The sequence below is a fragment of the Paenarthrobacter sp. 2TAF44 genome, from assembly GCF_052114885.1.
In the GTDB taxonomy this organism is placed as follows: domain Bacteria; phylum Actinomycetota; class Actinomycetes; order Actinomycetales; family Micrococcaceae; genus Arthrobacter.
In genome coordinates, this window is record NZ_JBFRFP010000001.1 from 165,455 (window position 1) to 189,964 (window position 24,510).

The 24,510-nt window shown below is 60.2% G+C and carries 18 protein-coding genes and 1 pseudogene; 11 read left to right on the top strand and 8 right to left on the bottom strand.

Annotated elements, in window-relative coordinates; translation table 11 throughout:
- Positions 1-116: 116 nt before the first annotated feature.
- Entirely contained in the window at positions 117-623 is a 507-nt protein-coding gene (locus AB4Z15_RS00725; protein ID WP_442015592.1) for a MarR family winged helix-turn-helix transcriptional regulator, read from the bottom strand.
- Between the two features lie 81 nt (positions 624-704).
- Here AB4Z15_RS00725 and AB4Z15_RS00730 point away from each other — a divergent pair.
- From AB4Z15_RS00730 to AB4Z15_RS00740, 3 genes and pseudogenes are all read left to right on the top strand, one after another.
- Positions 705-1,762, top strand: a pseudogene (locus AB4Z15_RS00730) (LLM class flavin-dependent oxidoreductase).
- A gap of 413 nt (positions 1,763-2,175) precedes the next feature.
- Positions 2,176-3,477, top strand: a complete 1,302-nt coding sequence (locus tag AB4Z15_RS00735; RefSeq protein WP_442015593.1) for an FG-GAP repeat domain-containing protein — start codon at positions 2,176-2,178, stop codon at positions 3,475-3,477.
- 59 nt (positions 3,478-3,536) lie between these two features.
- Positions 3,537-5,828: a molybdopterin guanine dinucleotide-containing S/N-oxide reductase gene (locus AB4Z15_RS00740; RefSeq protein WP_442015594.1), complete on the top strand. Its 2,292-nt coding sequence runs from the start codon at positions 3,537-3,539 to the stop codon at positions 5,826-5,828.
- 105 nt (positions 5,829-5,933) lie between these two features.
- On the opposite strand, the gene AB4Z15_RS00745 is transcribed toward AB4Z15_RS00740, so the two are convergent.
- The 3 genes from AB4Z15_RS00745 to AB4Z15_RS00755 all read right to left on the bottom strand — a co-directional run bounded on the left by AB4Z15_RS00745 (position 5,934) and on the right by AB4Z15_RS00755 (position 9,406).
- Entirely contained in the window at positions 5,934-6,254 is a 321-nt protein-coding gene (locus AB4Z15_RS00745) for a hypothetical protein (RefSeq protein WP_442015595.1), read from the bottom strand.
- 438 nt (positions 6,255-6,692) lie between these two features.
- Positions 6,693-8,108, bottom strand: coding sequence for a ferredoxin reductase (locus tag AB4Z15_RS00750; RefSeq protein ID WP_442015596.1), 1,416 nt, complete (start codon positions 8,106-8,108; stop codon positions 6,693-6,695).
- Positions 8,105-9,406 (bottom strand): aromatic ring-hydroxylating oxygenase subunit alpha, encoded by a 1,302-nt coding sequence (locus AB4Z15_RS00755; RefSeq protein WP_442015597.1) that lies wholly within the window; start codon positions 9,404-9,406, stop codon positions 8,105-8,107. Before AB4Z15_RS00755 ends, AB4Z15_RS00750 begins: the two co-directional genes overlap by 4 nt.
- 163 nt (positions 9,407-9,569) lie before the next feature.
- Between AB4Z15_RS00755 and AB4Z15_RS00760 the strand changes: the two genes are divergently transcribed.
- The 6 genes from AB4Z15_RS00760 to AB4Z15_RS00785 all read left to right on the top strand — a co-directional run bounded on the left by AB4Z15_RS00760 (position 9,570) and on the right by AB4Z15_RS00785 (position 18,740).
- Entirely contained in the window at positions 9,570-10,502 is a 933-nt protein-coding gene (locus AB4Z15_RS00760; RefSeq protein ID WP_442015598.1) for a LysR family transcriptional regulator, read from the top strand.
- A gap of 272 nt (positions 10,503-10,774) precedes the next feature.
- Complete coding sequence (locus tag AB4Z15_RS00765) at positions 10,775-13,378, top strand: GH32 C-terminal domain-containing protein (protein ID WP_442015599.1); 2,604 nt, start codon at positions 10,775-10,777, stop codon at positions 13,376-13,378.
- A gap of 593 nt (positions 13,379-13,971) precedes the next feature.
- The gene (locus AB4Z15_RS00770) at positions 13,972-15,009 is read left to right on the top strand and encodes a quaternary amine ABC transporter ATP-binding protein (RefSeq protein WP_442015600.1); all 1,038 of its coding nucleotides are present in this window, start codon (positions 13,972-13,974) and stop codon (positions 15,007-15,009) included.
- Complete coding sequence (locus AB4Z15_RS00775) at positions 15,009-17,042, top strand: ABC transporter permease (RefSeq protein ID WP_442015601.1); 2,034 nt, start codon at positions 15,009-15,011, stop codon at positions 17,040-17,042. The genes AB4Z15_RS00770 and AB4Z15_RS00775 overlap by 1 nt, the downstream gene beginning before the upstream one ends.
- A gap of 59 nt (positions 17,043-17,101) precedes the next feature.
- On the top strand, positions 17,102-18,082 hold the full coding sequence (locus AB4Z15_RS00780) for an ABC transporter substrate-binding protein (protein WP_442006458.1): 981 nt from the start codon (positions 17,102-17,104) through the stop codon (positions 18,080-18,082).
- Between the two features lie 169 nt (positions 18,083-18,251).
- A complete protein-coding gene (locus AB4Z15_RS00785; protein WP_442015602.1) occupies positions 18,252-18,740 on the top strand; it encodes a pyridoxamine 5'-phosphate oxidase family protein in 489 nt (162 codons plus the stop codon).
- A gap of 45 nt (positions 18,741-18,785) precedes the next feature.
- On the opposite strand, the gene AB4Z15_RS00790 is transcribed toward AB4Z15_RS00785, so the two are convergent.
- Entirely contained in the window at positions 18,786-20,471 is a 1,686-nt protein-coding gene (locus tag AB4Z15_RS00790) for a SulP family inorganic anion transporter (protein WP_442015603.1), read from the bottom strand.
- Positions 20,468-20,848, bottom strand: a complete 381-nt coding sequence (locus tag AB4Z15_RS00795) for an ArsR/SmtB family transcription factor (protein ID WP_442015604.1) — start codon at positions 20,846-20,848, stop codon at positions 20,468-20,470. Before AB4Z15_RS00795 ends, AB4Z15_RS00790 begins: the two co-directional genes overlap by 4 nt.
- 299 nt (positions 20,849-21,147) lie before the next feature.
- On the opposite strand from AB4Z15_RS00795, the gene AB4Z15_RS00800 reads away from it, so the two are divergent.
- Positions 21,148-22,878, top strand: a complete 1,731-nt coding sequence (locus AB4Z15_RS00800; protein ID WP_442015605.1) for a CocE/NonD family hydrolase — start codon at positions 21,148-21,150, stop codon at positions 22,876-22,878.
- Between the two features lie 348 nt (positions 22,879-23,226).
- Positions 23,227-23,667 carry a hypothetical protein gene (locus tag AB4Z15_RS00805; protein WP_442015606.1) on the top strand — a complete coding sequence of 147 codons (441 nt, stop codon included), beginning with the start codon at positions 23,227-23,229 and terminating at the stop codon, positions 23,665-23,667.
- Between the two features lie 46 nt (positions 23,668-23,713).
- Here AB4Z15_RS00805 and AB4Z15_RS00810 read toward each other — a convergent pair whose 3' ends face one another.
- Both AB4Z15_RS00810 and AB4Z15_RS00815 read right to left on the bottom strand, forming a co-directional pair.
- On the bottom strand, positions 23,714-24,085 hold the full coding sequence (locus AB4Z15_RS00810) for an SDR family oxidoreductase (RefSeq protein WP_442015607.1): 372 nt from the start codon (positions 24,083-24,085) through the stop codon (positions 23,714-23,716).
- Between the two features lie 38 nt (positions 24,086-24,123).
- Entirely contained in the window at positions 24,124-24,498 is a 375-nt protein-coding gene (locus AB4Z15_RS00815) for an SDR family NAD(P)-dependent oxidoreductase (RefSeq protein ID WP_442015608.1), read from the bottom strand.
- Positions 24,499-24,510 lie beyond the last annotated feature (12 nt).

Consider the following 24,510-nt stretch of genomic DNA (forward strand, 5'->3'; position numbering starts at 1 on the left):
ATACCCCGTTGAGACCGGCGCCTGTTGGCGTCGGTCTCAACGTTTTTCGATAGATCGCCTTGAATCAGGTGGAAATGCACGACGCCGGCAGGTGCCTCCCGTGGCTAACTCTGAGGTTAGGCCTCAGGGGTTCCGGGAGCGTAGACGTCCAGGACATCTTCCAGATGTCGGCGCAGTCGCTTGACGATTTCGGCAAGGGTGTCCAGCTCTTCGGTGCTGAGCGCGTCTATGAACAGCTCGCGTACGAGCCGAAGATGTGGCGCAGACGACGCGCGGAAAGTGCGTGCGCCGTCGTCGGTCAGTTCCACCACGGCGCCGCGACTGTCGTTACTGGACTTTTTCCTGCAGATGAGCCCCCGACTCTCCATGCGCCCCAAATGATGGGAGAGCCTGCTCCGCTCCCACCCAATTCCTTCAGCCAGGGCGGAGGACCTGAGGCGATGCCCCTCCGCTTCGCTCAGCCTCAGGAGCACCGAGTAATCCCCCGGTGATACGCCGGAGGTGGCCTGGAGCCCTGCTGCCATCGCCTGCTTGACTTCCTCACTTGTCTCCACGTACTCACGCCAAATAGCAAGCTCATCGGCAGTTGGACTCCGCCTGACGCCGTTGCTGCTTTGCTTCATCACAATTTTTCCCCTCGCTTGACATGTCAACAATACCGGGTGATGATTGACGCGTCAATTAAGTAATTGACGTATCAAATAGTGAAGGGCCGTGAGCACGTGATCTTTGGTTTGGATACTTTCGGTGATATCCCCTGGACGATGCAGGCATACAAGTGAGCCACGCCCGGGCCATCCGGCAATTGGTGGATGAGGCCGTGATCGCTGATCAGCTCGGCGTGGATGTCTTCACCGTTGGCGAGCACCACCGCCCGGAATATTCGGTGTCGTCCCCGGAAACTGTGCTGGCCGGGATGGCGACTGTTACCTCCCGTATCCGGCTTGGATCCGGCGTTACGGTGCTCAGCTCGGACGATCCGGTGAGGGTCTTCCAGCGGTTTGCCACCGTTGATGCACTTTCCAATGGTCGTGCCGAGGTCATCTTGGGCAGAGGCTCCTTCACGGAGTCGTTCCCGCTTTTCGGCTATGACCTAAAGGACTACGACAAACTCTTTGAGGAAAAGATTGAGCTCTTCGCACAACTCCTGAAAGAGAAACCCGTCACATGGAACGGCTCCACGCGCACGCCGCTGGTTGACGCGGATGTCTATCCGAAGACCGAACACGGGCTCAAGACCTGGGTCGGCGTCGGAGGCACACCCGCGTCCGTGGTCCGGACAGCAAAGTATGGCTTCCCTTTGATGCTCGCCATCATTGGAGGTCAGCCTGAGCGGTTCACGCCCTTCATTGAGCTTTATAAGCGGGCTTCCGCAGAATTCGGCACCACAGCATGGCCTGTAGGAATGCACTCCCCCGGGTTCATAGCCGACACCGACAACGAAGCCAAAGAGATCTTCTGGCCCCACTACAAAATAGTCCGTGATCGGATCGGAGCACTCCGCGGCTGGCCCCCCGTCCGCCGCTCAGACTTTGAAGCGGAAATCGAGCATGGCTCCATGTACATCGGGTCCCCCGAGACAGTGGCCAAGAAGATCGCCCGGGCACTCGCCGCAATGGAGATTGGCCGGTTCGACCTCATCTTCACCTCCGGAGCCCAGCCGATCAGCCACCGGCTCAAAGCAGTAGAACTCTACGGCAGCAGGGTAGTTCCCATGGTCCGCGAAATCCTTGCGGATAGTGACCACCCGGCCGGTTCGTAGTCGCACTTTCCTCAAGGTCTTGGCACTGGCGTCGCAATCGCCCGCTTCGGACCTTTCGGCTTCTAATGTTTTCTTGGCCTGGCTAAGGGCCGGACATCTGCATTGGCTGCAGTTGTCCGGTCCAGGCCGACGGAACCCTTGGGCACCAACCGCCAAGCGTTGGGGGGTCATTGGCAGTTATTTGGGTTCCGCTGCATTTAGTAAAGACCAACATGCAATCTGGGTGCACGAGTAGTCAGTACTCGTCTTTCCTCCACAACCGCGGCCACGCTACCTGCTACGCTCCCGCCACCTTCCAACATCACATTCGCGGTACGTTAATCCTGCCGTCCCGGAACGTCTGCCGATAGGTTGATACCCGAGGGCCTGCGTGGGTCCGCAACAGCCGTGACCCTTACCAGGAATGGGCCTAAATGATCTCCTCATCACTGAGCAAACGAGTTCTTGCCGCTATGCAGGCGCTGTGGTTGACGGGCCCCGGCGTCATCGCTGCCCTGCTTGTGACCACTGTGGCTGCTGGCGGCGCTGCGCCTGCAGCGGCCGCAGATACCCGCCCCCTCCACCACATTGATATGGATGGAATCGTCTCCCTGATCGGAATGCCGTACGTAGGGTCAGAGCTTCGAATGGGTGCTCCAGCCGAATTCTCGGGCTGCGACAAGACTGAAGCAGCGCCTGCTGGCTACACGATCGAATGGCTCAGTAATGGAACCCCTCTTCCTCCAGAACGTCAGGTGGAACCGCTAAAAATTCTGCCTGAGGACCGCGGGAACCGACTGTCCTTCAACGTCTACGCCACGACTCCGGAAAAGCCACAATGCGGCGACTCCCTGCGGGGCGATGAGAACACCCTGCTGCACAGTAAGGAAACGGCGCCAATTGCAGCCTCCAACCGGGCCATGGGCTGGACCGGGCGGGGCAGCTTCGAGGTGTTGGGACGCACAGACGACGGGGACTTGGTCCTGTATCCACGGACCTATACCTATGGTTTGGGAGCCTGCGATGCGGGACTGTGCCCCAGCTACGAGACAGCGCACTGGGATGAGCCCAGACTTGTTGGCACCGGATGGGACATCTTCAACATCGTGTTCTCACCCGGCGATTTCGACGGCGACGGCAATAACGACATCCTCGCCCGGGACGCGAAGGGAGACCTCTACCTGTACCCGGGTGATGGCCACGGAGGCTGGCTGGACAGAACCGTCGTCGGCACGGGCTGGAACATATTCGACACGATCGTGGGCGCCGGCGATTTCGACGGAGACTCCATCAACGACGTGCTCGCCCGCGACGCCGAAGGTGATCTCCACCTGTACCCCGGCGATGGCGACGGTGGCTGGAAGCGACCACAGGTTGTGGGCACCGGGTGGCAGGTCTTTGACAAGATCATTGCCCCCGGCGACTTAAGCGGCGACGGTAATGTTGATGTCCTCGGACGTGATTACAGCGGCTATATGCACGAATACCGCTCCAATGGCCAAGGAGGTTGGGAAGGCGCAGGGACCTGGGGCCCTGGCTGGGACGCGATGTCCGAGATCATCGGCGTCGGCAGCTATACACACAACCTGGGCGAGGCTATACATTGGGGGCACACCGTGACCCGAAACGACACTATCGCCATCAACCCGGACGGCGACCTGCTCAAGTACAGCGGGTTCGTTCCCACCAACGAAACCATTGGGACCGGGTGGGACATTTTTCGATCACTCATCTGACCGTGACCTTCCAACACTGGCCAACGGTCATCCGAAGAGCATCCAAGGGAGACTGACGCATGCGCACGCATTTGACGCACTGGGGAGCCTTCGAAGCCGAAAGTGACGGGAAATCTTTGCTGTCTGTCAGACCTTGGTCCCAAGACCCCGACCCCCGTGACCTCTTGGACAACATGGCGTCCGCACAACATCACCCGACTCGTATACTGCGCCCTGCCATTCGTGCTGGCTGGCTGGAACATGGACCCGGAAGCGGGTCTGGCCGGGGAAATGAACCCTTTGTTGAAGTTTCCTGGGATCGTGCAATTGAGTTGGCCAGCGCAGAACTGGGGCGGGTCTACTCCGAAAAAGGCCCTTCCGCTGTGTATGGATGTTCATATGGCTGGGCCAGCGCCGGCAGGTTTCATCACGCGCAAAGTCAGATCCACCGATTCTTGAACGGGTTGGGGGGCTATGTTTCCGGCGTAACAGACTACAGCTACGGCGCCTCTGGTGTGCTTCTGCCGCACGTCATCGGTGCTTCGCCCAACCAGGTCATGGCTGGCGCAACCTCATGGGAAGTAGTAAGTGAGAAGACAGAGCTCTTCGTTGCCTTCGGGGGAATTTCCGAGAAGAACAGCGGAATTGCTCCTGGCGGAGTCGGACGCCATGTTGCAAGGGCCGCAATCCGCAAAGCAGTAGCTCGGGGCTGCCGCTTCATTGACGTGACGCCGATAAGCGACGACACATACAAGGAAGCCGGTGCCGAGTGGATCGCGCCGATACCTGGAAGCGACGCCGCCCTGATGCTGGCCCTTGCGTATGTACTGGACAATGAAAAACTCGCCGACGAGAAGTTCCTCGCCCGGTATTGTGTCGGTCTTGATGAATTCCTGCCCTACATTCGGGGGGATGTTGACGGTGAACCAAAAAATCCGAGCTGGGCTGAAAATCTGACGAGGGTTCCGGCGATTCGAATCACCCAACTCGCACGTGACATGGCTGCATCACGAACCATGATCAATCTGAGTTGGTCCATGCAGCGGCAACAGCACGGTGAGCAGCCAATATGGCTCGGGGTGACCCTCGCCGCGATGCTTGGACAGATCGGGTTGCCTGGCGGAGGGTTCCAGCACGGTTACGGTTCCTCCGCAGATGTAGGACTACCTTTGGGTGTCTCCGGTGCGCCTTCATTTCCCCAAGGCCGCAATCCCGAGACTTCATATATACCTGTGGCCCGGATAGCCGACATGCTGCTCAATCCAGGAAGCCAGATAGATTTCAATGGCAAGCAAATCACCCTGCCAGAGATCGAGTTGATTTACTGGGCTGGCGGTAACCCGTTCCATCATCATCAGGACTTGGCACGATTCCGGAAGGCATGGGCCAAACCAGCTACTGTCATCGTGAATGAACAGTTCTGGACCAGTACAGCACGCCATGCCGACATCGTGCTTCCAGCAACCATGTCGATCGAGCGAAACGACTATGGAGCGGGCCGAAATGACCCTTCGTTTTTCCCGATGCATGCACTGACTGAACCTGCCGGCATCGCCCGCGATGACTATGATATTTTCGCCGCAATAGCAGCAAAGCTTGGAACAGTTGACGCGTTCACGGAGAAACGCGACACGATGGGTTGGCTCCGCCACCTGTACGGACAATGGAGCAGCAAGCTCAGCGAACGAGGCGTCGAAGTCGTTGATTTCGACACATTCTGGGAATCAGAAAAGATCGAGATCCCCGTCATTGAACCTAGCCAGGTTTTGCTCTCGGACTACCGTCGGCATCCCGGGAAGTACCCGCTCGGAACACCGAGTGGAAAGATCGAAATATTCTCCTCGACAATTGCCGGTTTTGGCTATGCCGATTGCCCGGGCCACCCCGTGTGGATCGAACCTGACGAATGGCTTGGCTCGTCAAGCGACTATCCCCTGCACCTCATTGCCAACCAGCCAAAGACAAAACTTCACAGCCAACTCGATGTCGGGGCCACAAGCCAGAAATCCAAGATCCAGGGGCGAGAGCCCATCAGAATGAACCCGTATGACGCGGCAGCCCGCGGTCTTGAAAACGGACAGGTTGTTCTCGTGCGGAATGACCGGGGAAGTTGTTTGGCGGGTTTGACTATCAGTCCTTCTCTGCGGCGGGGTGTTGTTCAGCTTTCGGCCGGAGCTTGGTACGATCCGGCGCCGAATGACCCCTCCTTTTGCAGGCACGGGAATGCCAATGTCCTGACAGCAGACAGCCCGTCCTCAAGCCTGTCACAGGCCACGACGGCGCAACACGCGCTCGTCGAGGTGGAAGCCTGGTCGGCCGAAATCCCTGACCTCACGGTGACAATCCCGCCCGTTTTGATCCCAGAGCGTTAGCATATCCATCTGACGCGGAGCATTCCCCGGCCAGGAAAGCCGGGCCAGCAACGGCAACGCCGGAGACCCTTGGGTCTCCGGCGTTGTCATTCCGAAATGCAATGCTTAGTTCTGGGTAATCGTTACAGGCAGACCGGTGCCAGCGGCCTCGCAAATGGTCCGGCCTCGTCCGGAGGCGTCTACTGCGGTGGCCTCACCAAGGACTGCAGCGGCCACCGGGCCAACGTTGACACCACAGATGTTGGCCGCGACGCCAACCACTGCTGCCACATCGATGTCCCTAGCGATGGTCACATTCCCGACGTTGACGTTGACCAAACCGTCCTGGAATGTGGTGTTCCTAGCGGCTTGGGATGGAACAGCTACAGCTCCAATGAGAAAAAGCGATCCGACTGCTGCTGTGGTGATTCTGCGCATGATGGACATTTTTGTACTCCCTGGACTCGTCCGTTCTTTCCCCAAGTCATCCCCAGTAGCTGGAATACCCACAGGTATGCCAACAGTGTCACGTGGAAATACGGACATCGTGGTTTTCTTAGGTTCCGCCGGTTGCGGTAGAGAGGAGCGGGGGCCGGCTTGTCGGACTGCATCGCCCGACATGCCACTGTCACTGGCCTTTGAAGAAGAATCCCATACCAACCCCAATATTGCTCTTCTGTTTTCGAGCCTAAAGGTAAGTATGCTTAGTGTCAACGATTTGAGGCGACTTTAGTAAGTATGCTTATAAGTTGTGGTGCGGTGGCTTAAAGCAGAAACCCCCTCTGACGAGGGGGTTTGCCGGGCCTGAAGGTAGACCCGAAGTGGGTTCCAAGCCTCCAAGCAGCGGGAAATCAGGGAAGTTTCGGTTCAGGCACCTGGAAGACCCTAGGCATCGATCACCATATCGGTCCGCGCTGTGGAGCAGCAGGGCAGGAACTTGCCTGCATCAATTTCCCTAGCCCGGATCCCGCCCTGGTGGTTCATTTCCACTTCACCGGAAAGCTTGACGACCTTGCACGAGCCGCACATGCCTTCCTTGCAGTTCGCACCGATCCTGACGCCCGCACGCTGGGCCGCCCCCAGGATGTGTTCGGTGGGGTCGATGCGCACATTAATTCCGGTGCGCATGAAGGACAGCGTGAGGCTTCCCGTTCCGACGGTGTCGAAGCTTGAGGCATCCGGGGACGAGGCCTGCGGGACCGCGTCCGAACCGCCGTCGGGCGCTTCCGGACTGGTTGCATCCGGATCGATGGTTTCCAGCGGAAGTCCCCCGGCTTTCAGGGTTCCGTCGGCGTCGTAGCCTGGCTCGTAGAGCCCGAACGCTGTGGGCTGGCTTTCGTAGTAGTCCTCCGCGGAATCGGCGATTTCCTCCGCGATTTCCTCGGCAATGTCCGCCGCTAGCGCGAGCTCCGCCTGGTACTCAAGGATGGTCTGGCGGTCTCCCGAAAAGAACTCCATGTAGATGGAGGTGTCATCGACGCCGACCTTCCCAAGGAGCTCCGTTGCGGTGTTCAGGTAACCCTCTGGACCACAGGCATAGACCTGGCGGCCGTTGGCATCGGGAGCCACTTCGTCCAGCATGGCCGCCGTCAGCCTTCCGGTGAGTCCTTCCCACCCCTCCGGTTTGCTGCGGTCGCCCAGGGAGTAGAAGACCTTGACCCGCGAATCCACGGAGGCGATGTAGGCCAATTCCTTGTGGAAAGCAAAGCCTCCAGCCTCCGCGCCGTGATAGAGCACCACGACGTCGGCATGCCCGGGCAGGGAGTGGATGGTCCGCACCATGGACATGATGGGCGTGATCCCTGCGCCGGCAGCCAACAAGAGGTAACGTGCCCGGCGGTCGGCATCGGGCAGGTGAAATGCCCCAACCGGGCCGAGCATGTCCAGGACGGTGCCGGCTTTGATGTTCTCGTGCACCCAAGGAGAGACAAGGCCCGTGGCGTCGCGTTTGACTGTGATGTTAAAGGTCCACGGCTGAGTGGGCGAACTGGACAGTGAGTAGCTCCGGTCCACCGGATCCTGGTCCTCGCCGTTCACGGGAAAGGCGACGTTCACGTACTGCCCCGCGCGGAACGCCAGCGGCGCACCGTCGCAGCGGCGGAACACGAAGGTCATCATGCCGCCCACCTCGGGAACCACCTCGACACACTCGGCCATGAACTCCTGGGGATGCCAAGGGCCCAGCGCGCGGGCAGCGCTGGCGGGTCCCTCGGTGCTTCCCATCACCCGGTTCCAAGGCATCTCAAGGCCGCGAATGCGCTGCGGTTCCTGGACTGCCGTCTCAGTGAGGAGTTCAATCATGCCAGGTGCTCCTGGACACGCTGCACGTACCAGTTAATGAATGCCTCCACCTGGTATTCACTCTTCATGTACGGGCCGGGCTCGTAGGCGGGGCTGCCGGCGCCCGTCTGGCACAGCTCCACGAACGCCTTGTCCTGCAGATTGGTCTGCTTCCAGGTGTAGGTGAGCTTCTCCAGGTCGTAGTCGACACCTTCCACGGCGTCGTCGGCTACCAGCCACGTGGTGCGGACCAAGGACTGGTGCTCGTTGATCGGGAAGACCCCGAACGTGATGACGTGGTCGCTCTGGAAGTGGAACCAGCTGTTGGGCTGGAGGTGCATCGAGCAGCGGCCAAGCCGGAAGTCCGGCAAATCGCCGAGCAGCTTCTTGGAGAGCCTGTGCCCATCGGGCGAGAACGATTCGCCGTCGCCGTCCAACGATTCCCGTGAGATACGGATTCCAGCAATTCGGGTGTCGAGCTCTTCCACCACCTCGTAGGGAAGGCCATAGCGGCGGCAACGCTCCTCGAGCGATGCCTGTGCTTCCTTGTTGCGGTCCCAGACCTCTTCAAGGTGGGCCGGGATCAAGCCCTCCGTCAGGCCCCAGGTGGGGAAGAGGGAACAAGCGAGTTCCGGGTGGCCGTCGCAGTGGTAGCACTCACGGTTGTTCTCCATGACGAGCTTCCAGTTGCCCTCTTCAACGATGTTCTGCTGGTAAGCGACTTTCGTCTTGGACAGATCGTGGGGTGCGAGGTAGGGCTCGAAGATCTTGGAGGTCTCGTCAAAGTCGGTGGGCGGTTCGTCCGCAATGCAGACGAAGATCAGTCCGGCAACCACGCGGCTGTGGGCGCGCTTGAGGCCGAAGCACCCCTTGTCGAACTTCGTCTCCCCCGGCGCCGAGGCATGGATCAGGTTGCCCTCCGGGGAGTATGTCCAGGAGTGGTAGCCGCAGACCAGGTTGCCTGTTGATCCGGCGGGCTCAGTCAAGACGCGGGCGCCGCGGTGGCGGCAGACGTTGTGCAGTACGTTCACGCCGCCGTCGTCATTGCGCAGCACGATCAGGGAGTAGGGACCATAGTCGACGGTGACGTAGTCGCCCGGCTCCGGAAGTTCCGCGATGCTGGCGGCAAAGATCCAGTGCTGGCCAAAAATGGCTTCCATGTCGATCTTGAAGATCGTGGCATCGGTGTAGAAAGGCGCATCGAGGGAATACCCCTTGCGCCGGAACTCGAACAACTCGCTGATCTCTGCCAGCTGCTCTGCAGGCAAAGATGAAGCGAGTTTTCCGCGTGAATTGAGGGGCAAGACTGGAGCAGACATGTGTTTCCTCCCGGGAGGCCTGGGTTAGCGTGCGATTCATGGCGACCAAGGGTGCTTGGGTGCAACCGATGTTGTATTCAAAATCCTTGTAGTCATGAGATTAGGGACGAATGAGCTGCAACAAAAGCGCAACATTTAGAAGATAACCATGCACAATGGGTGCATGATCGATGCGAGACTCATCACACTTCGAGTGTTTGCCCGCTGCGGCACCATTGGCGCCACCGCGGAGCTCACAGGCTATTCTCCCTCCGCCGTCTCCGCGCAGTTGCGCGAGCTCCAGCGCGTGCTTGGAATGCAGCTGCTGACGAAGGACGGCCGGGGGGTGCGACTGACCGCCACTGGCCGCTTTCTCGTGGCGGGTTCGGACACCCTCATTGCCGACTGGGAGAGCCTGCGTGCGGCCGCCATGGAGGCTGGCGACCAGGTGCAGTCCCATTTTGGCCTCGGCGGATTCTCGACGGCGGCCGCCCAGTTGCTCGCGCCGCTCGCCGCGACCCTTCGCTCAACACGTCCCCTGCTGGAGGTGCAAGTACTCGAGGCCAATCCGTCTCGCTGCTTCGATTTGTTGGTCGCGGAGCGAATCGACCTTGCGGTCATCGTCGCCATGCAGTCCGACACTTACGCAGAGGACGATCCGCGCTTCGAACAGACAGTCCTGCTCGATGACCCGCTGGACGTCATCATTCCCTCTGACCATCCTTTGGCATCGCGCGAAACAGTGACTCTCCAAGAGCTGGCGTCGGAACCCTGGATCACCGAGGCCGCCGGCTCCACCTATCACTCCCTCTTCACCGCGGCGTTCACAGCAGCCGGGGTAACACCACGAATTGCCCACGAGGCCGTTGAGTGGGAAACCCAAATCGCCTTCGTGGGTGCGGGGCTGGGCGTGGGCCTGCTGCCGCGACTGGCGCCGCTGCGTAGTGCAGAGAACGTGGTTCGCCTGCGTATCACCGGAAGGGGCAAGCCGTCCCGCCGCATTGTCGCTGCCGTACGCCGGGGCAGCATCACATCGCCCCTGATCCAGGAGTCGCTCGGCATCCTGCAGCAAAGTGCCCATCGGATTCTCACTGCCCGTCCCGAAGACGATCTCTGAAGTCTTTGTCTGGTCGCCTCGCCTAACGTAGCAAGCGCGGAGTCACGCGCGTTACCGACTGAGTATGTGATTGAGGTTACCCGCGTTACTCAACGCGGTCAATCACCACGTTTGATTCAGAAAGCGCCACCTAAGAGGGCTAAAAGAAACCGTTGACTTGTCCGATGGACTTGCCATAGCTTCTGACACTGACAACGTTGTCTAAGTGGGGATAGGCACGCCGCGATGAAGGGCGACCGAAAAAAACAATGAGAAAACTCAAGATCAAAAGCATGCGGGTAGCAACGTCTGCGTTTACGTTGGCGGGACTGACGCTTACGGGCGTCATGGCTGGTGTGACACCAGCCTCCGCGGGACCAGAGTTGGGAAGTGAGCAATTTCGGCCTGCTTACCACTACACACCCGCGAAGAATTGGATGAACGATCCCAACGGGATGATTTTCCATAAAGGTGTCTACCACCTCTTCTACCAGCACAACCCCTCCGGCAACACGTGGGGAAACATGTCCTGGGGCCATGCGACGTCCAAGGACCTGGTTCACTGGCAGGAGCAGCGCCTCGCTCTCCCAACCGACGCACAGGAAGATGTATTCTCCGGCAGCATTGTGGTTGACAAGGACAACACAACCGGCTTCGGGACGAAGGAAAACCCCCCGCTGGTGGCCATCTACACCAGTGCCTACAAGGAGCCCTCCCCGCACCGGGGCCTGCAGGCCCAGTCCCTGGCGTACAGCCTGGATGACGGCCAGACCTGGACCAAATATTCAGGAAATCCTGTGCTGAACCGCAATTCAGCCAACTTCCGGGACCCAAAGGTCTTCTGGTACGACAACCCGTCCGGCGGCGGATATTGGGTCATGACCGCAGTCGAATCACAGGATCACAAGGTCCTCCTGTACAAATCCGGCAATCTCAAGGACTGGACTGCCCTCAGCGAATTCGGACCCGCCAACGCCAGCGGCGGCCAGTGGGAATGCCCTGATATGTTCCCGCTCGCGGTGGATGGGGATACGAACAACATCAAGTGGGTCATGGTCGTCAACATCAACCCCGGCGGTGTCGCCGGAGGCTCGGCTGGACAGTACTTCGTGGGCAACTTCGACGGCACCACGTTCACCTCCGAAACCACGAAACCAGCCACAGCGGCACCGGCCGGTACTGTCCTGGCCGGCTTCAACGACGGCACCTACAACGGCTGGACCGTCAACAACGAACCCGGCAACTGGAAGAACGGCCCTTTCGGCGACGCTCCCGCCGCCGGCTCCCTGCCCGGTCAAAATCCGGTGACCCAATTTGGCGGCACAGGACTGATCAACTCATTCAACGACGGCGACTGGCCGCTGGGTTCCATGCAGTCACCAACTTTTACCGTGACGGACGACTACCTGAATTTCCTCATTGGCGGCGGCAAGCACCCTCGCGTCTCCGACAAGCTGGACAACACCCCGCCCCCAGGAGAACTTAAGTTTGACGGCTTCGAGGTACCGGATGGCACAACGCTGGCCGATGCCGGCTGGACCGGCACAGGAGACCTGACCCCCAACTTCCAGCCGGCCACCAGCGGTGGGGACTTTTACCTTGGCGCCAAACGAATCAACACGTTCGAAACCGGCACCGTACCCGGTGATGACCGTCAGGGTACCCTGACATCCCCTGAGTTCCCCATCACGAAAAACTTCATGAGCATGCTCGTTGGGGGCGGCCACCGCTCGGCGGACTCCGGTCAGACCCTGGCCGTCCAGCTGCTCATCAACGGCAATGTCGTCCGCTCCCTGGCGGGCGATAACGCCGGACTGCTGAACTGGAAAGGCTGGGACGTTTCGGAATTCGCGGGCCAGAATGCACAGCTGCGGGTGGTTGACCAAGCTACCGGCGGGTGGGGTCACCTGACCCTTGACCACGTCATGCTCACCGACACCCCCGCCGTCCCGAGGTCCGATGAAGAAACGGTGAACTTGGTAGTCAACGGACAGGTGGTTCGTACGGCCACAGGCAACGACAGTGAAACCCTGGATTGGGCCTCATGGAATGTCAAGGAATTCGTTGGGCAGCAGGCACAAATCAAGGTTGTCGATAACAACAGGTTCGGCTGGGGGCACATACTCGCGGATGAGTTCACCGCAAGCTCCACAGCAGCGACGTCCCGTCTGGAGTCCTATGACTGGCTGGACTACGGACGCGACTACTACGCGGCCGTCTCCTTTGCGAACATGCCCGACAACAAGCGGGTCATGGTGGGCTGGATGAATAACTGGGACTATGCCAACGACATCCCTACCAACCCGTGGCGCAGCGCCATGTCACTGCCCCGCGATGTGCAGCTGACCCAGACACCTGACGGACCACGACTTACCCAGAGCGCCGTCAAGCAAGTGGACGATCTCGCGCAAAAGCCCAGCTACGCCGATAAGAAGGGCGGCGCCGTCGCGGCCGGAACAACGTCGCTGCCGGCGTCGACTTCGGGCCAGGTCCAGCGTGTGGACATCACCTTCGCCCCCGGCACCGCGAAGAAGTCCGGCATCACCGTGCTGGGCGACGGCAACTCCTCCACCATCATCGGCTACGACGCCATGACCGGAAAGATCTTCGTTGACCGAACAAAGTCCGGAAACACCGCTTTCCACTCGGCATTCTCTTCCGTGGATGACGCCCCTGTCGCCTTGGACACTAAGGGCAATGTCACCCTTCGGATCTACGTGGACCGCTCATCAGTAGAGGTGTTCACCGGCAACGGTCTGCAGACCATCACCGACCAAGTGTTCCCGAACGCCGGAGCTGACAAGATGGGACTCTTTGCAGAAGGCGGCACCGCGCAGCTGAAGTCGCTGACCGTGACGCCAATGGAACAGTCGATGTTCCTTTCCGGAAAGAAGTAACACCCGTGGGTCCCCTGGCTGCCAACAGTGCAGTCCGGGGACCCACTACGTCATGGCCGTAATACGACGCGGTGGTACCGTCACAAAGCAGCTTCCCTCAAGGTGACCTTTTCCCTTGGCTACGCACCCAGCCCGCCAATTATTTGGACCGCGCAAGCCTCGCTCCTGGTGGCTGGACGTTCGTGTTGAAACCTTGCTCGCTGGCAGCCTTAGTTCAAACAGCCAACACTCTCGCCGGCAGCAGGAACCCAAGGGCCTCTCTGATGCCCAGACTCATCGAAGCTGTTGGCCATCGTTTTTATTTATTTCCAAACCTTGACAGGCTGAGTGAGATACATCACTGTTGCGTATTACGGGTGATGTTGATGCATGCACAACCAGCCGCATGTAGATCAAGCCCGTTCGCAGCAAGAAGATTCACAGTGCCCTAGCGACATCGCGCAAGGATTTGCCCGCGGGCGTCTGGAGCATGGCGTCGATGTAACCCAGCCTTCCCCAAGCCGAGTGGGTTGACTTCGGCGAAAGAACAAGCACCAAAACGTCCACTCGAAGCCCGGCCATTGGTTCGAGCCGCCATAAGCAGGAGTACAGCAATGAACAGCCCCGACATCTCAGTACGGAACCTCTGGAAGGTTTTTGGCGCCGCTGGCGAAAAGGTCCCTGGCGATCCTCAGCTTTCGTCCCTTAGCTCTGCTGAACTGTTGGCAGCCTCGGGCTGCGTGGCGGCCGTCCGGAACCTGAGTTTCGACGTCGCAAAGGGTGAGGTCTTTGTAGTCATGGGTCTTTCGGGATCCGGCAAATCAACCCTGATCCGCTGCCTCACCCGGCTTATCGAACCCACGTCAGGGCAGGTAATGGTGGACGGCAAGGATGTCCTGCAGGCAGGCGTTGGGGAGCTGCGGGAACTGCGCCGGCGCAAAATGTCCATGGTGTTCCAGCACTTCGGACTCCTGCCCCACCGGACGGTTTTGGACAACGTCTCCTACGGGCTGCAGATCCGCGGTGCGGCCAAGAACGAGCGCTACGGCCGGGCTCGGGAAATCATTGAACTGGTCGGCCTGAAGGGGTATGAACAGCACTATCCGGACCAACTGTCCGGCGGGATGCAGCAGCGCGTTGGCCTTGGCCGGGCCTTGGCGGGCGATCCAGACACTATCCTTTTCGACGAGCCCTTCTCGGCACTGGATCCCCTCATCAGGCGTGACATGCAGGCCGAGGTCATCCGGCTCCACAAGGAAATGGGTAAGACCATGGTCTTTGTCACCCATGACCTTTCCGAGGCACTCAAGCTCGGTGACCGCATCCTGATCATGCGCAATGGCGAGATGGTCCAGTGCGGCACCGGGGATGAGTTGGTGGGATCCCCTGCAGATAAGTACATTCAGGATTTTGTGTCCGAAGTTCCCCGCGCGGACGTTCTGACCTTGAAGTGGATCATCCGTCCCGTGACGGATGGAACGCCCTTGGACGCTCCGGTCCTCAGTTCCGGGATGATTATCCGGGACGCCATAACAGCGGTGATGCATTCCTCCTGCCCTGTCCTCGTGGAGGATGAAGCAGGCAGGATCATCGGGCAGATCGACCGTGACAGCATCCTCTCAGTGCTGCAGCCAGCGGAAGCAGCGGCCTGATGACTACGCTTGTCCGGGACCAGGAAAAGGTCCAGCCAACATCGACCCATGTCAGGGAACCGCGCCGCCGTCCCAGCCGCCGCACCGTTCTGCTGGTGGGCGCGGGCGTCGTCTGGATCCTGGGATTTCTGATCCTGCACGGGACGTCGACTCTGACTTTGCCTGCCTCCGAGCTGACTGATCTGCATCGCTCGCTGAACCAGTTCAACGCCTGGGTCGCTGCCAACCGCGCGGACAACCCGGTCTTCCTGTATGTCTTCACGCCCCTGCGGGCAGTGGTGGACAACGTCGCCAACCTCTTCATCACGCTCTTTGCCGCAAGTTCCACCGGTCTGCGACTGCCAGAAATCGGCTGGTTTGGAACCGTAGGACTGCTTGGCTGGATTGCATTCGCAGTCGGGAACGCCCGCGTGGCCCTCCTGACGGTAGCCGTCTTTACCTTCTTCGGCTTCCAAGGTCTGTTCGTCGAGGCCACTTACACGTTCGCTCTGGTCCTCACCGCAGTGCTGCTGACACTGCTGGTCGGAATCCCGCTCGGTATCCTCGCCGGCGTCTCCACGCGCGTCGCCACAGTGATCACGCCGGTACTGGACTTCATGCAGACTTTGCCCACGTTCGTTTACCTGGCACCCTTGGCGCTCATCTTCCTCATTGGCCCGGCCTCGGCCGTCATTGCGACCGTCATCTACGCCGCGCCTCCGGTCATCCGCCTTACGGCCCACGGCATCCGGAGCATCCCGGAGAACACCCGGGAGGCATCGGACTCGCTGGGTACAACGGGCCTCCAGCGGCTGCTTACCCTGCAGCTTCCCATGGCCCGGCGGACGGTCGTCATGGGAATCAACCAAAGCACCATGGCGGCTCTGTCAATGGTCACTATTGCGGCACTTATTGCCGCTCCAGGGCTTGGCCAGGTTGTTGTCCGCGCGTTGCAATCGCTCGACGTCGGCACTGCAGTAAATGCCGGCCTCTCCATCGTCCTGCTGGCGATCGTGCTGGACCGGGTGACCACTGCGGCCAGCCGCCGGGCGGAACCCGGCGCTGCCAGGAACGGACGAATCTCCCGCAGGAATCGATACATACTCTTGGGCGTCACGCTGGTCCTGGCCTTGGTCATGGTCCAGTTGTCCAGGAGCTCATTGTGGGCCGCGGCTTTCCCCAAAGACGTCAACATCGGCCCGGCGATCGTTCAAGCCGTAAGCTCGGCAAGCCAGTGGATGCAGAACAACCTGTCCCTGTTCACGGTGTCCCTGCGGGAATCAATCACCACTGGAATCCTTAACCCGTTCCAGTCCCTGCTCACGGACACGCCTTTCTACATCCTCGTGGGCGTCATTGCCCTGGCGGCTTACGCATTGGGCGGCTGGAAGCTCGCCGCCGTGACCACCGCCTGCCTTGGCGTCATTATCTACCTGGGCCTCTGGAGCGATTCCATGGTCACCCTCGCAGGAACGCTGGTGGCCACCGTGCTGGTCATGGTCCTTGGTGTGGTCTTCGGCGTCGCGATGGGCCGTTCACAAAGGGTGGACCAAGTCCTCCGGCCAATACTCGACGCCGGCCAGACGATGCCCGCTTTCGTCTACCTTGTTCCGTTCCTGGGACTATTCGGCGCTACCCGTTTCACGGCGATCATCGCAGGCATCATCTATGCAGCTCCTGTCGCCATCAAAATCACCGCCGATGGCATCGCAGCGATCTCCCCCACCGTCCTTGAAGCTGCCATTTCCAGCGGGTCGACGCCATGGCAGGTCATCACCAAGGTCCAGCTGCCGATGGCCAGGAAATCCCTGGCCCTCGCCGCCAACCAAGGGTTGATCTACGTCCTTGCCATGGTGGTCGTGGGTGCCTTGGTCGGTGCAGGCGGACTCGGGTACGACGTCGTCGCCGGCTTTGTCCAAAGTTCCCTGTTCGGCAAGGGCCTGGCCGCTGGCCTTGCCATCGTGTTCCTCGGCATCCTGCTCGACAGGATGACCCAGGCTGCAGCGGCAGCCCCGATACGGAAAATTGCCTCGGCCAAGACCCCCTCAACCTAGTCGCTCAAACCAACAATCCAGCCCGCCATACTCCCACCCCCAACAAGGAGACCAAACAAATGAAAAAAGTCCCACCGCTGTTGAAACGAACTATCCCGCTGATGGCAGGAGTCGCCGCGGCCGCTTTGCTGCTGACAGGCTGTGGCGGTGCTTCCGTGAACCAGGTGGCCGCCGCCCCCGCAAGCGGCGGGGATGCACCCTGCGGAGCTGTTAGTGTCGCGATGAACGCCTGGGTCGGCTATACGGCCAATGCCGCCGTGTACAGCTACGTAGCGAAAAACCAGCTTGGCTGCACTGTGGTGCAGAAGGACCTGAACGAACAGATTTCCTGGCAGGGTTTCGCCTCCGGTGAGGTGGACGTGATCATGGAAAACTGGGGCCATGCTGATCTCACCAAGCAGTACATTACGGATCAGAAGGTGGCTGTAGACGCCGGTGCCACCGGCAATGAAGGCCACATCGGCTGGTACGTACCACCATGGATGGCAGAGAAGTACCCGGACATCACGGACGGGAAGAACCTGAACAAGTACGCCTCGATGTTCACTACTTCCGAGTCCGGCGGAAAGGGCCAGGTCCTCGACGGCGACCCCGCTTTCGTCACGAACGACGAAGCCTTGGTGAAGAATCTGAACCTGGATTACAAGGTGGTGTTCTCTGGCTCGGAGGCTGCCCTTATCCAGTCGTTCCGGACGGCGGAACAAAACAAGACGCCGTTACTGGGCTACTTCTACGAGCCACAGTGGTTCCTGTCCCAGGTTCCACTTAAGAAGGTCGCCCTGCCGGCCTGGACCGAGGGCTGCGATACCGACGCGGAAAAGGTCGCCTGCGATTACCCGACCTATACCCTCAACAAGGTCATTTCCAAGAAGTTCGCCGACAGCGGCTCACCTGCAGCCAAACTGGCCAAGGGCTTCAAATGGACCAATGATGACCAAAATTCAGTTGCCACGGATATCCAAGGCGGCATGACGCCCGAGGCCGCAGCCAAAAAGTGGGTGGACGCGCACCAGCAAACGGTGACGTCCTGGCTTAGCTAGAAGGAACCGGACGACGGCGGCACTCGGGCGAGTGCCGCCGTCGCACTTTTCTTCGGTACAGGACGGGAACACTAAACGGCCGGAACCTGGCCATTGAACCAAACCAGCCCACAAGGCATTGTTGGAACGACAGCTCCGGAACCAACCACAGGAAGATGTGAGGTCTGAGATGAATGATTCCCCAACGCTGGACGACGGAACCTCTGAAGGCCATGACTCGTCGCTGTCGTTTAACGAGTGCTGGAATTTGCTGGCTGCGGCGACAATAGGCCGCCTTGGCCTGGTGGTGGATGACCACCCCGAAATCTTCCCGGTGAATTACGTTCTCTTTGACCGTCACATCGTTTTCCGCAGCAGCCCCGGACGGAAACTGTGGGGAGCAATGGCGTCCAGGCCCGGGGTTTTGGAAATCGATGGGTACGACGCCGCGACAACGGAAGCCTGGAGTGTCGTCGCCCGCGGTGAAACAATTCTCATGACAGATCCCGACGAGACAGCGAAGGTCGATGCGCTGGGACTTGAACCATGGCAACCTGGCCCCAAGGATAACTACATCCGACTGGTACCCCGCGCCCTGACAGGCCGGCGGTTCAAGGTCAACGCACCCGACGTGTGGCAAACCAAAACAAATGATGCCCGACGTGCCTCGTTCGAATAGATCCTCAGTGGACAGGCCTTCTCAGGCCGGCGAAGGGGTTCCTGATCATTGATCGGACCGTCGTCCTGGAGGTGCGCCGGCTTGCTCCGCGGCGCGGGCGGCCATCGCCCGGGCGACATGACTGCGCGCGTGCTCGACGGCCGGGGCCAGGTCCTCGAACAGGTGTTTGTGGTGGCGTAGGGATTCCAGCACGCCCACCCGCGTGACCAAGGCAAGGTGCCGGGCCTGGATTCCCTTGATCAACACTGTGATTCCGCGCCGTTCCAGTGCATTGACGATGTCGGTGATGACCCTCGCCCCAGTAGCATCCAGGACTTGGAGTTGGGACATGCGGATAATGACTGCGTCAACGTTGCGGATAGCACTGACGCGTTCCAGAACACGCTCGGCGGCGCCGAAGAACAACGCCCCATCCAGTCGAAACACGGCAATGTGTTCATCCCCGTCTTGGACAGGACCGGGAATTTCCTCACGGTGCACCCCGCTGGACTTGACCATCGTGCGCAGGGCAAAGAAGGACGCGACGGCGATGCCGATGGCTACGGCCTGAATCAGGTCAAAGGACACGGTGATCACGGCAGTGACAAAGAAAACGACAGCATCTGCCCGCGTGGACCCGATCACACTGCGCAGGGTGGCCACGGAAACCATGCGGGTGGCGGTGATCATCAGGACACCGGCCAAAGCAGCGAGCGGAATCCGCGAGACTGGACCCGTAGCAAGGTAGACAACGGCCAGCAGGACTACGGCGTGGATGACGGCGGACAGCCTGGTCCGGCCGCCAGAGCGGATGTTCACTGCTGTGCGGGCGATGGCACCGGTGGCAGGCATACCGCCGAAAAACCCGGAGCAGATAGAGGCCAGGCCTTGGCCCAGGAGTTCGCGGTCTGCATCATAGGGACCGGTGTCAGAGATCGAGGCGGCGACCCGTGCAGAAAGCAGTGACTCGATCGCAGCCAGCGCTGCGATCGTTGCGGCCGGGGCTGCCAGCGCTGCCACAGTGCCCCAGTCAAGGGCGGGGGCGACTGGGGACGGCAGCGCGCCAGGAAGTGCGCCGATCCTCGCCACCGGAAGGTCCAGAACCTGGGCGGCGACGCTGGCCACGATGATGGCGAGGAGGGAACCGGGAATCTGCGGATGGATCCGCGGTGCGGCGACCATGATCACTGCTACCAGGACCACCAGAGCCACTGGAGCCCACAAGGCGGCCGGCGACGTCGTCGCCAGCCCCTGGAAAGCCGAGACAGCCGCGTTGCTGCTGGGCCCCGCGTGCACTCCGAACGCAGCAGGAACCTGCTGGAGGAAGATGATCAGCGCGATGCCCAGTGTGAAGCCTTCGATCACCGGCCAGGGCAGCAAGGTCACCACGCGGCCGAGTTTAAGGACACCAGCGACGATGACGATGGCCCCGGCAAGGACCGACACCGCCGCCAACGCGCCGATACCGTGAGCCGCGATGACAGGGCCGAGGACAACAACCATGGCACCGGTCGGCCCGGATACCTGAATATTGGACCCACCGAAAACAGCCGCAACGATTCCGGCGATCACCGCGGTAATCAGTCCACTGGCCGCTCCGGCCCCGGAGCTGACTCCAAAAGCCAGAGCCAAGGGCAGCGCAACGATTCCAACGGTAAGCCCGGCAACGAGATCCCCTTTCCACGACCGGGGAAGTCCCGCATAGTCCCGCCAGGACGGCAGCAGCGCCCGGGCCGCGCGAAGGGCGGTCATCGCGGGGCGACGGAAGGGGCTGTCGCAGAAAGGTTCGCCGTCGAATGTTCAAGCTGCTCGCGGGTGTTGTTCAACATGTCATGTAGCAGTTGCCGGGCCACCGCCAGCAGTTCTGCGACCTGCGGGTAGGCCAACGAATAGAACATTTGCAACGCACGGCGTTCACCGGTGACAAGGTGGTAGCGGCGCAGCACGGACAGGTGTTGGGACAGGTGGGATGCTTCCAGACCAGTCTCGGCCAGCATGTCAGTCACCGATACCTCCGGAGCTGCGCTCAGCAACTCCAAGACCCTGATCCTGACCGGATGCGCCAAGCCTTTGAAGAGGTTTGCCTTCACCTCATAGAGAGGCGCCCGAAAATCGGAAAATTCATCCATGATTGCCCCTTGCCCCACGATGGGAGTCGCTTGATTGATGATTCCATCATTCAGTGTAACAGCGGTAAGCAAACTGCCTGTGCGCCAGCCAAATCGCCCCTTGCACTCCCCATGTTTTGTGATACGTTTTAAGGGTAGTTCGTATCAAAGATCGTACCCGCGTCGGCATTGATCCCCCTGCTTCGCCCGCTGACGCCATGCCTCATCCAAGGCACACTGCTAAACATTAACGCTGACCAAGCGGACACAGCTGAGGCGTACGCCAGTGCTGATCGTTCGAGTTCTCAAAGGAGAGACTCATGAAGCACATATATGAGCCCGACGTTACGATGACGATGCGGGACGGAGTCACACTGGCAGCTGACATTTGGCGCCCGCTCGAAGGAACCGCACCGACCCTTCTGGTACGAACTCCGTACAACAGGCAGACGCCGACGATGTACGGTGGACCAGGAACTCCACACCCCAGCCTGATCGGACTGGTGAACGCGGGGTACGCAGTCGTCCTTCAGGACGCGCGAGGCACCTTTGGCTCGGAAGGTGAGTTCGAGCCCAAGATCAACGAGATCGCTGATGGTCAGGACGCGGCGGATTGGATCACCCGGCAAGACTGGTCAGACGGCACGATCGGCATGTATGGGGCTTCGTACATGGGGATGACCCAGTGGGCCCTGGCGATCAAGGAAACGCCGGGCCTGAAAGCCATTGCCCCCACCATGGCAGCGACCGACTGGTATTCCGAGCTTTGGTATTCAAAAGGTGGCGCACTGTCCTTGAGCCTTGACACCATGTGGAACGTCATGATGTACGCCAACGAAGAACAACGTGATCTGGCAAGCGGCAGGGCGAGTGACCCCGCCACACTGATACGGCTCGGCGGCTCATTCCTGAACGTCCTATCACTGAATGACGCCACGCCCGTCGCCGATTTGCCGGTGATCGGAAAGGGGCGCTGGTTCGACGATTGGCTGGCCCACCCCGACTTCGACGGCTATTGGGCCGCCCAAGACTGGTCCCCCTTGGTCAGCTCGGTGGAGGTTCCCGTCTTGGCCATCGGTGGCTGGTATGACCTCAAGATCAACGGGACGGTCTCAGACTTCATCAGGGTCCGCACACAGGGCGCATCGGAAACGGCCCGTGAGGACTCCCGTCTGATTATCGGCCCATGGGAACACGGGCCGCTCACCGGGCAGTATGCAGATCGGCACTTCGGGCCACTTGGCGTTGGAGACGCCACCGAGGCACACATCACATTCTTCAACCAGACGCTTCGTAACCTCGCACCCGAGTCCCCCGCACCCAGGGTGCGGATCTTCGTCATGGGCATTGATCAATGGCGTGATGAGCAGGATTGGCCGCTCCCCGACACGTCCTACACGGACTACCACCTGCATAGTGGCGGGTCGGCCAACACCCGCCACGGCGATGGCACCCTCCAGTCCGCGGCATCCTCGATGGCGGGCCACGACGAATTCCAGTACGATCCACGTGATCCACTGCCCACCGCCGGTGGCGCCCTTCTTCCGAGCGTGCCCGGATTGGTGGGCCCAGTTGACCAGAAGGTTGTGGATGGACGATCCGACGTCCTCTGCTACACCGGACCCGTCCTCGAGGAGCCCATTGAAGTGACCGGACACGTGGAGCTCAAGGTGTTCGTCTCTTCAAGCGCCGTGGACACGGATATCACCGCCAAACTCGTTGACGTCTTCCCCGACGGACGCGCAATCAACCTCTGCGACGGCATCCTGCGTCTGCGCTACCGGAACGACCTGTCGAACCCCGCGCCCCTGACCCCCGGTGAGGTGTACGAGGTGACCGTACCGATGGCGGTGACCTCCAACGTCTTCCTGGCCGGTCACCGCATCCGACTCGATATTTCCAGCAGCAACTTCCCCCGCTACGACCGGAACACGAACACCGGAGGCTTCATCGCCCAGGAGTCTGTGGACCAGGCGGTCATCGCCACCAACCGGATCATGCACGGACCCGAACACCCCAGCCGGCTCGTCCTGCCCGTCATCAACCGCTAAAGAACCGCCCGAGCCCGGCCGCCGTCGAACATTCAGCGTTCGACGGCGGCGGGTGGACAGTTTGGGAGGGCACGGCGTCACGCCCAGGCGCCAAAGAAGAACGGGGATGTACGGCACATGATACGTTCGTACTCCTAAGTTCAGACAAGGAGGGCTCCTCACATGATGCCTCAAGGTGCCGCGTCGGCAACGGGCCGCGCCCGTCGATCCCGGAAAAGCGACGACGGGTCCAGGAGCCAGGAATTATTAGTGGAGCTCGAAGCTCTCTTCTTGTCAGAGGGTTTTAGCAGCTTGACGATCGAGGAGCTCTGCAGCCGGCTTCGATGCTCCAAAACTACGCTCTACTCAGTGGCCAGCAGCCGCGAGCAGATCATCCAAAAGGTTACAAGGCACTTTTTTGAACGGTCTACCAAAGCCATAGAGGCTGGAATTACCGCTGTCGAGGATCCCGCGGACCGGATAATTCGCTATCTTGCGGGTGTCGGCTCTGCAATGAGTCGTAATTCGCGCGCCTTCTACCTCGACATGATTACTTACGAGCCAACGGCGGCGATCTATCGGTTGAATTCCCGTGCCGCTGCCCGAAAAGTTCAAGGCATGATCGAAGATGGTGTGGCCTCGGGAGCGTTCCGGGCCGCAGATGCAGCCCTGGCTGGTCAAGCCATTTCTTTGCTGATTGACGGTGTGCAGTCCGGCGAGCTCCTGGAGGCGACGGGACTGACGGCAGGTGAGGCGTTCACGGAAATCGGCGAGCTCGTCATCCACGGATTGACGGCTAAGCCCCAGTAATTATGCGGGGAAGGTGGGCGAGCACCTTCCCCGCATCGGGGTCTGTTCAGCGTATGGAGGACCCGATAGAGATGCCTCCGTCAACATCGAGAACTACACCTGTGATGAATGCCGCTCCCTCGGAGCCCAGAAAGGCTGCTGCTTCCGCGATGTCCGAGGGGTCACCCGTGTGCATCATCGGGACCTTTTTGATGAGGAGATTCCGTGCTGCATCGTTCATTGATGCAAGCATGGGCGTCTCAATGAGCCCGGGAGCGATGGCGTTGGCAGTTATACCGTCACGTGCCCCTTCCAAGGCAAGCGTTCTCGTCAGCCCCACCACGCCAGCTTTGGCCGCTACATAGTTGGACTGTCCGAAGTTACCTCTCCAGGACATCGACGAAAACGAGATGATCCGGCCGTAGCGGCGTTTCCGCATCCCCGGGAATACGGCACGGGAGCAGTAGAAGGCACCTTTCAGACTGACGTCTCCACCACGGCGTCCCAGTCCGCGTCGCTGATTTTCTCGATGCGGTTGTCCCGGATGATCCCAGCGTTGTTCACCAGCACATCGACTGCTCCCTGGGTTTGTTCCACTTCCGAGATCCATCCATTCACCGTGGACGAGTCCGTCACGTCAACCACATTCTGGCTGACGGTGGCGTCGCCGTGGACCTGGATCTGGTTCATGGCTTCGCTGAGCAATACGTCGTTGACGTCGGCCAGCGCCAAGGAAGCACCCTCCGCTGCAAAGCGGCTGGCCATAGCCAATCCCAGGCCTTGGGCAGCCCCTGTTATCGCCACGGTCCTGCCTTTATATCGGTCGGTCACCGGGGTCTTGTGGGTTTTCAAGGCGTGTGTCTC

Coding starts and splice junctions, on each gene's coding strand:
- AB4Z15_RS00790 (WP_442015603.1), bottom strand. CDS start 20,471: ATGACCGCCCTTCGCGCGGCCCGGGCGCTGCTGCCGTCCTGGCGGGAC.
- AB4Z15_RS00775 (WP_442015601.1), top strand. CDS start 15,009: ATGACTACGCTTGTCCGGGACCAGGAAAAGGTCCAGCCAACATCGACC.
- AB4Z15_RS00750 (WP_442015596.1), bottom strand. CDS start 8,108: ATGATTGAACTCCTCACTGAGACGGCAGTCCAGGAACCGCAGCGCATT.
- AB4Z15_RS00760 (WP_442015598.1), top strand. CDS start 9,570: ATGATCGATGCGAGACTCATCACACTTCGAGTGTTTGCCCGCTGCGGC.
- AB4Z15_RS00755 (WP_442015597.1), bottom strand. CDS start 9,406: ATGTCTGCTCCAGTCTTGCCCCTCAATTCACGCGGAAAACTCGCTTCA.
- AB4Z15_RS00725 (WP_442015592.1), bottom strand. CDS start 623: ATGAAGCAAAGCAGCAACGGCGTCAGGCGGAGTCCAACTGCCGATGAG.
- AB4Z15_RS00740 (WP_442015594.1), top strand. CDS start 3,537: ATGCGCACGCATTTGACGCACTGGGGAGCCTTCGAAGCCGAAAGTGAC.
- AB4Z15_RS00795 (WP_442015604.1), bottom strand. CDS start 20,848: ATGGATGAATTTTCCGATTTTCGGGCGCCTCTCTATGAGGTGAAGGCA.
- AB4Z15_RS00765 (WP_442015599.1), top strand. CDS start 10,775: ATGCGGGTAGCAACGTCTGCGTTTACGTTGGCGGGACTGACGCTTACG.
- AB4Z15_RS00735 (WP_442015593.1), top strand. CDS start 2,176: ATGATCTCCTCATCACTGAGCAAACGAGTTCTTGCCGCTATGCAGGCG.
- AB4Z15_RS00785 (WP_442015602.1), top strand. CDS start 18,252: ATGAATGATTCCCCAACGCTGGACGACGGAACCTCTGAAGGCCATGAC.
- AB4Z15_RS00810 (WP_442015607.1), bottom strand. CDS start 24,085: ATGCGGAAACGCCGCTACGGCCGGATCATCTCGTTTTCGTCGATGTCC.
- AB4Z15_RS00770 (WP_442015600.1), top strand. CDS start 13,972: ATGAACAGCCCCGACATCTCAGTACGGAACCTCTGGAAGGTTTTTGGC.
- AB4Z15_RS00745 (WP_442015595.1), bottom strand. CDS start 6,254: ATGTCCATCATGCGCAGAATCACCACAGCAGCAGTCGGATCGCTTTTT.
- AB4Z15_RS00780 (WP_442006458.1), top strand. CDS start 17,102: ATGAAAAAAGTCCCACCGCTGTTGAAACGAACTATCCCGCTGATGGCA.
- AB4Z15_RS00800 (WP_442015605.1), top strand. CDS start 21,148: ATGAAGCACATATATGAGCCCGACGTTACGATGACGATGCGGGACGGA.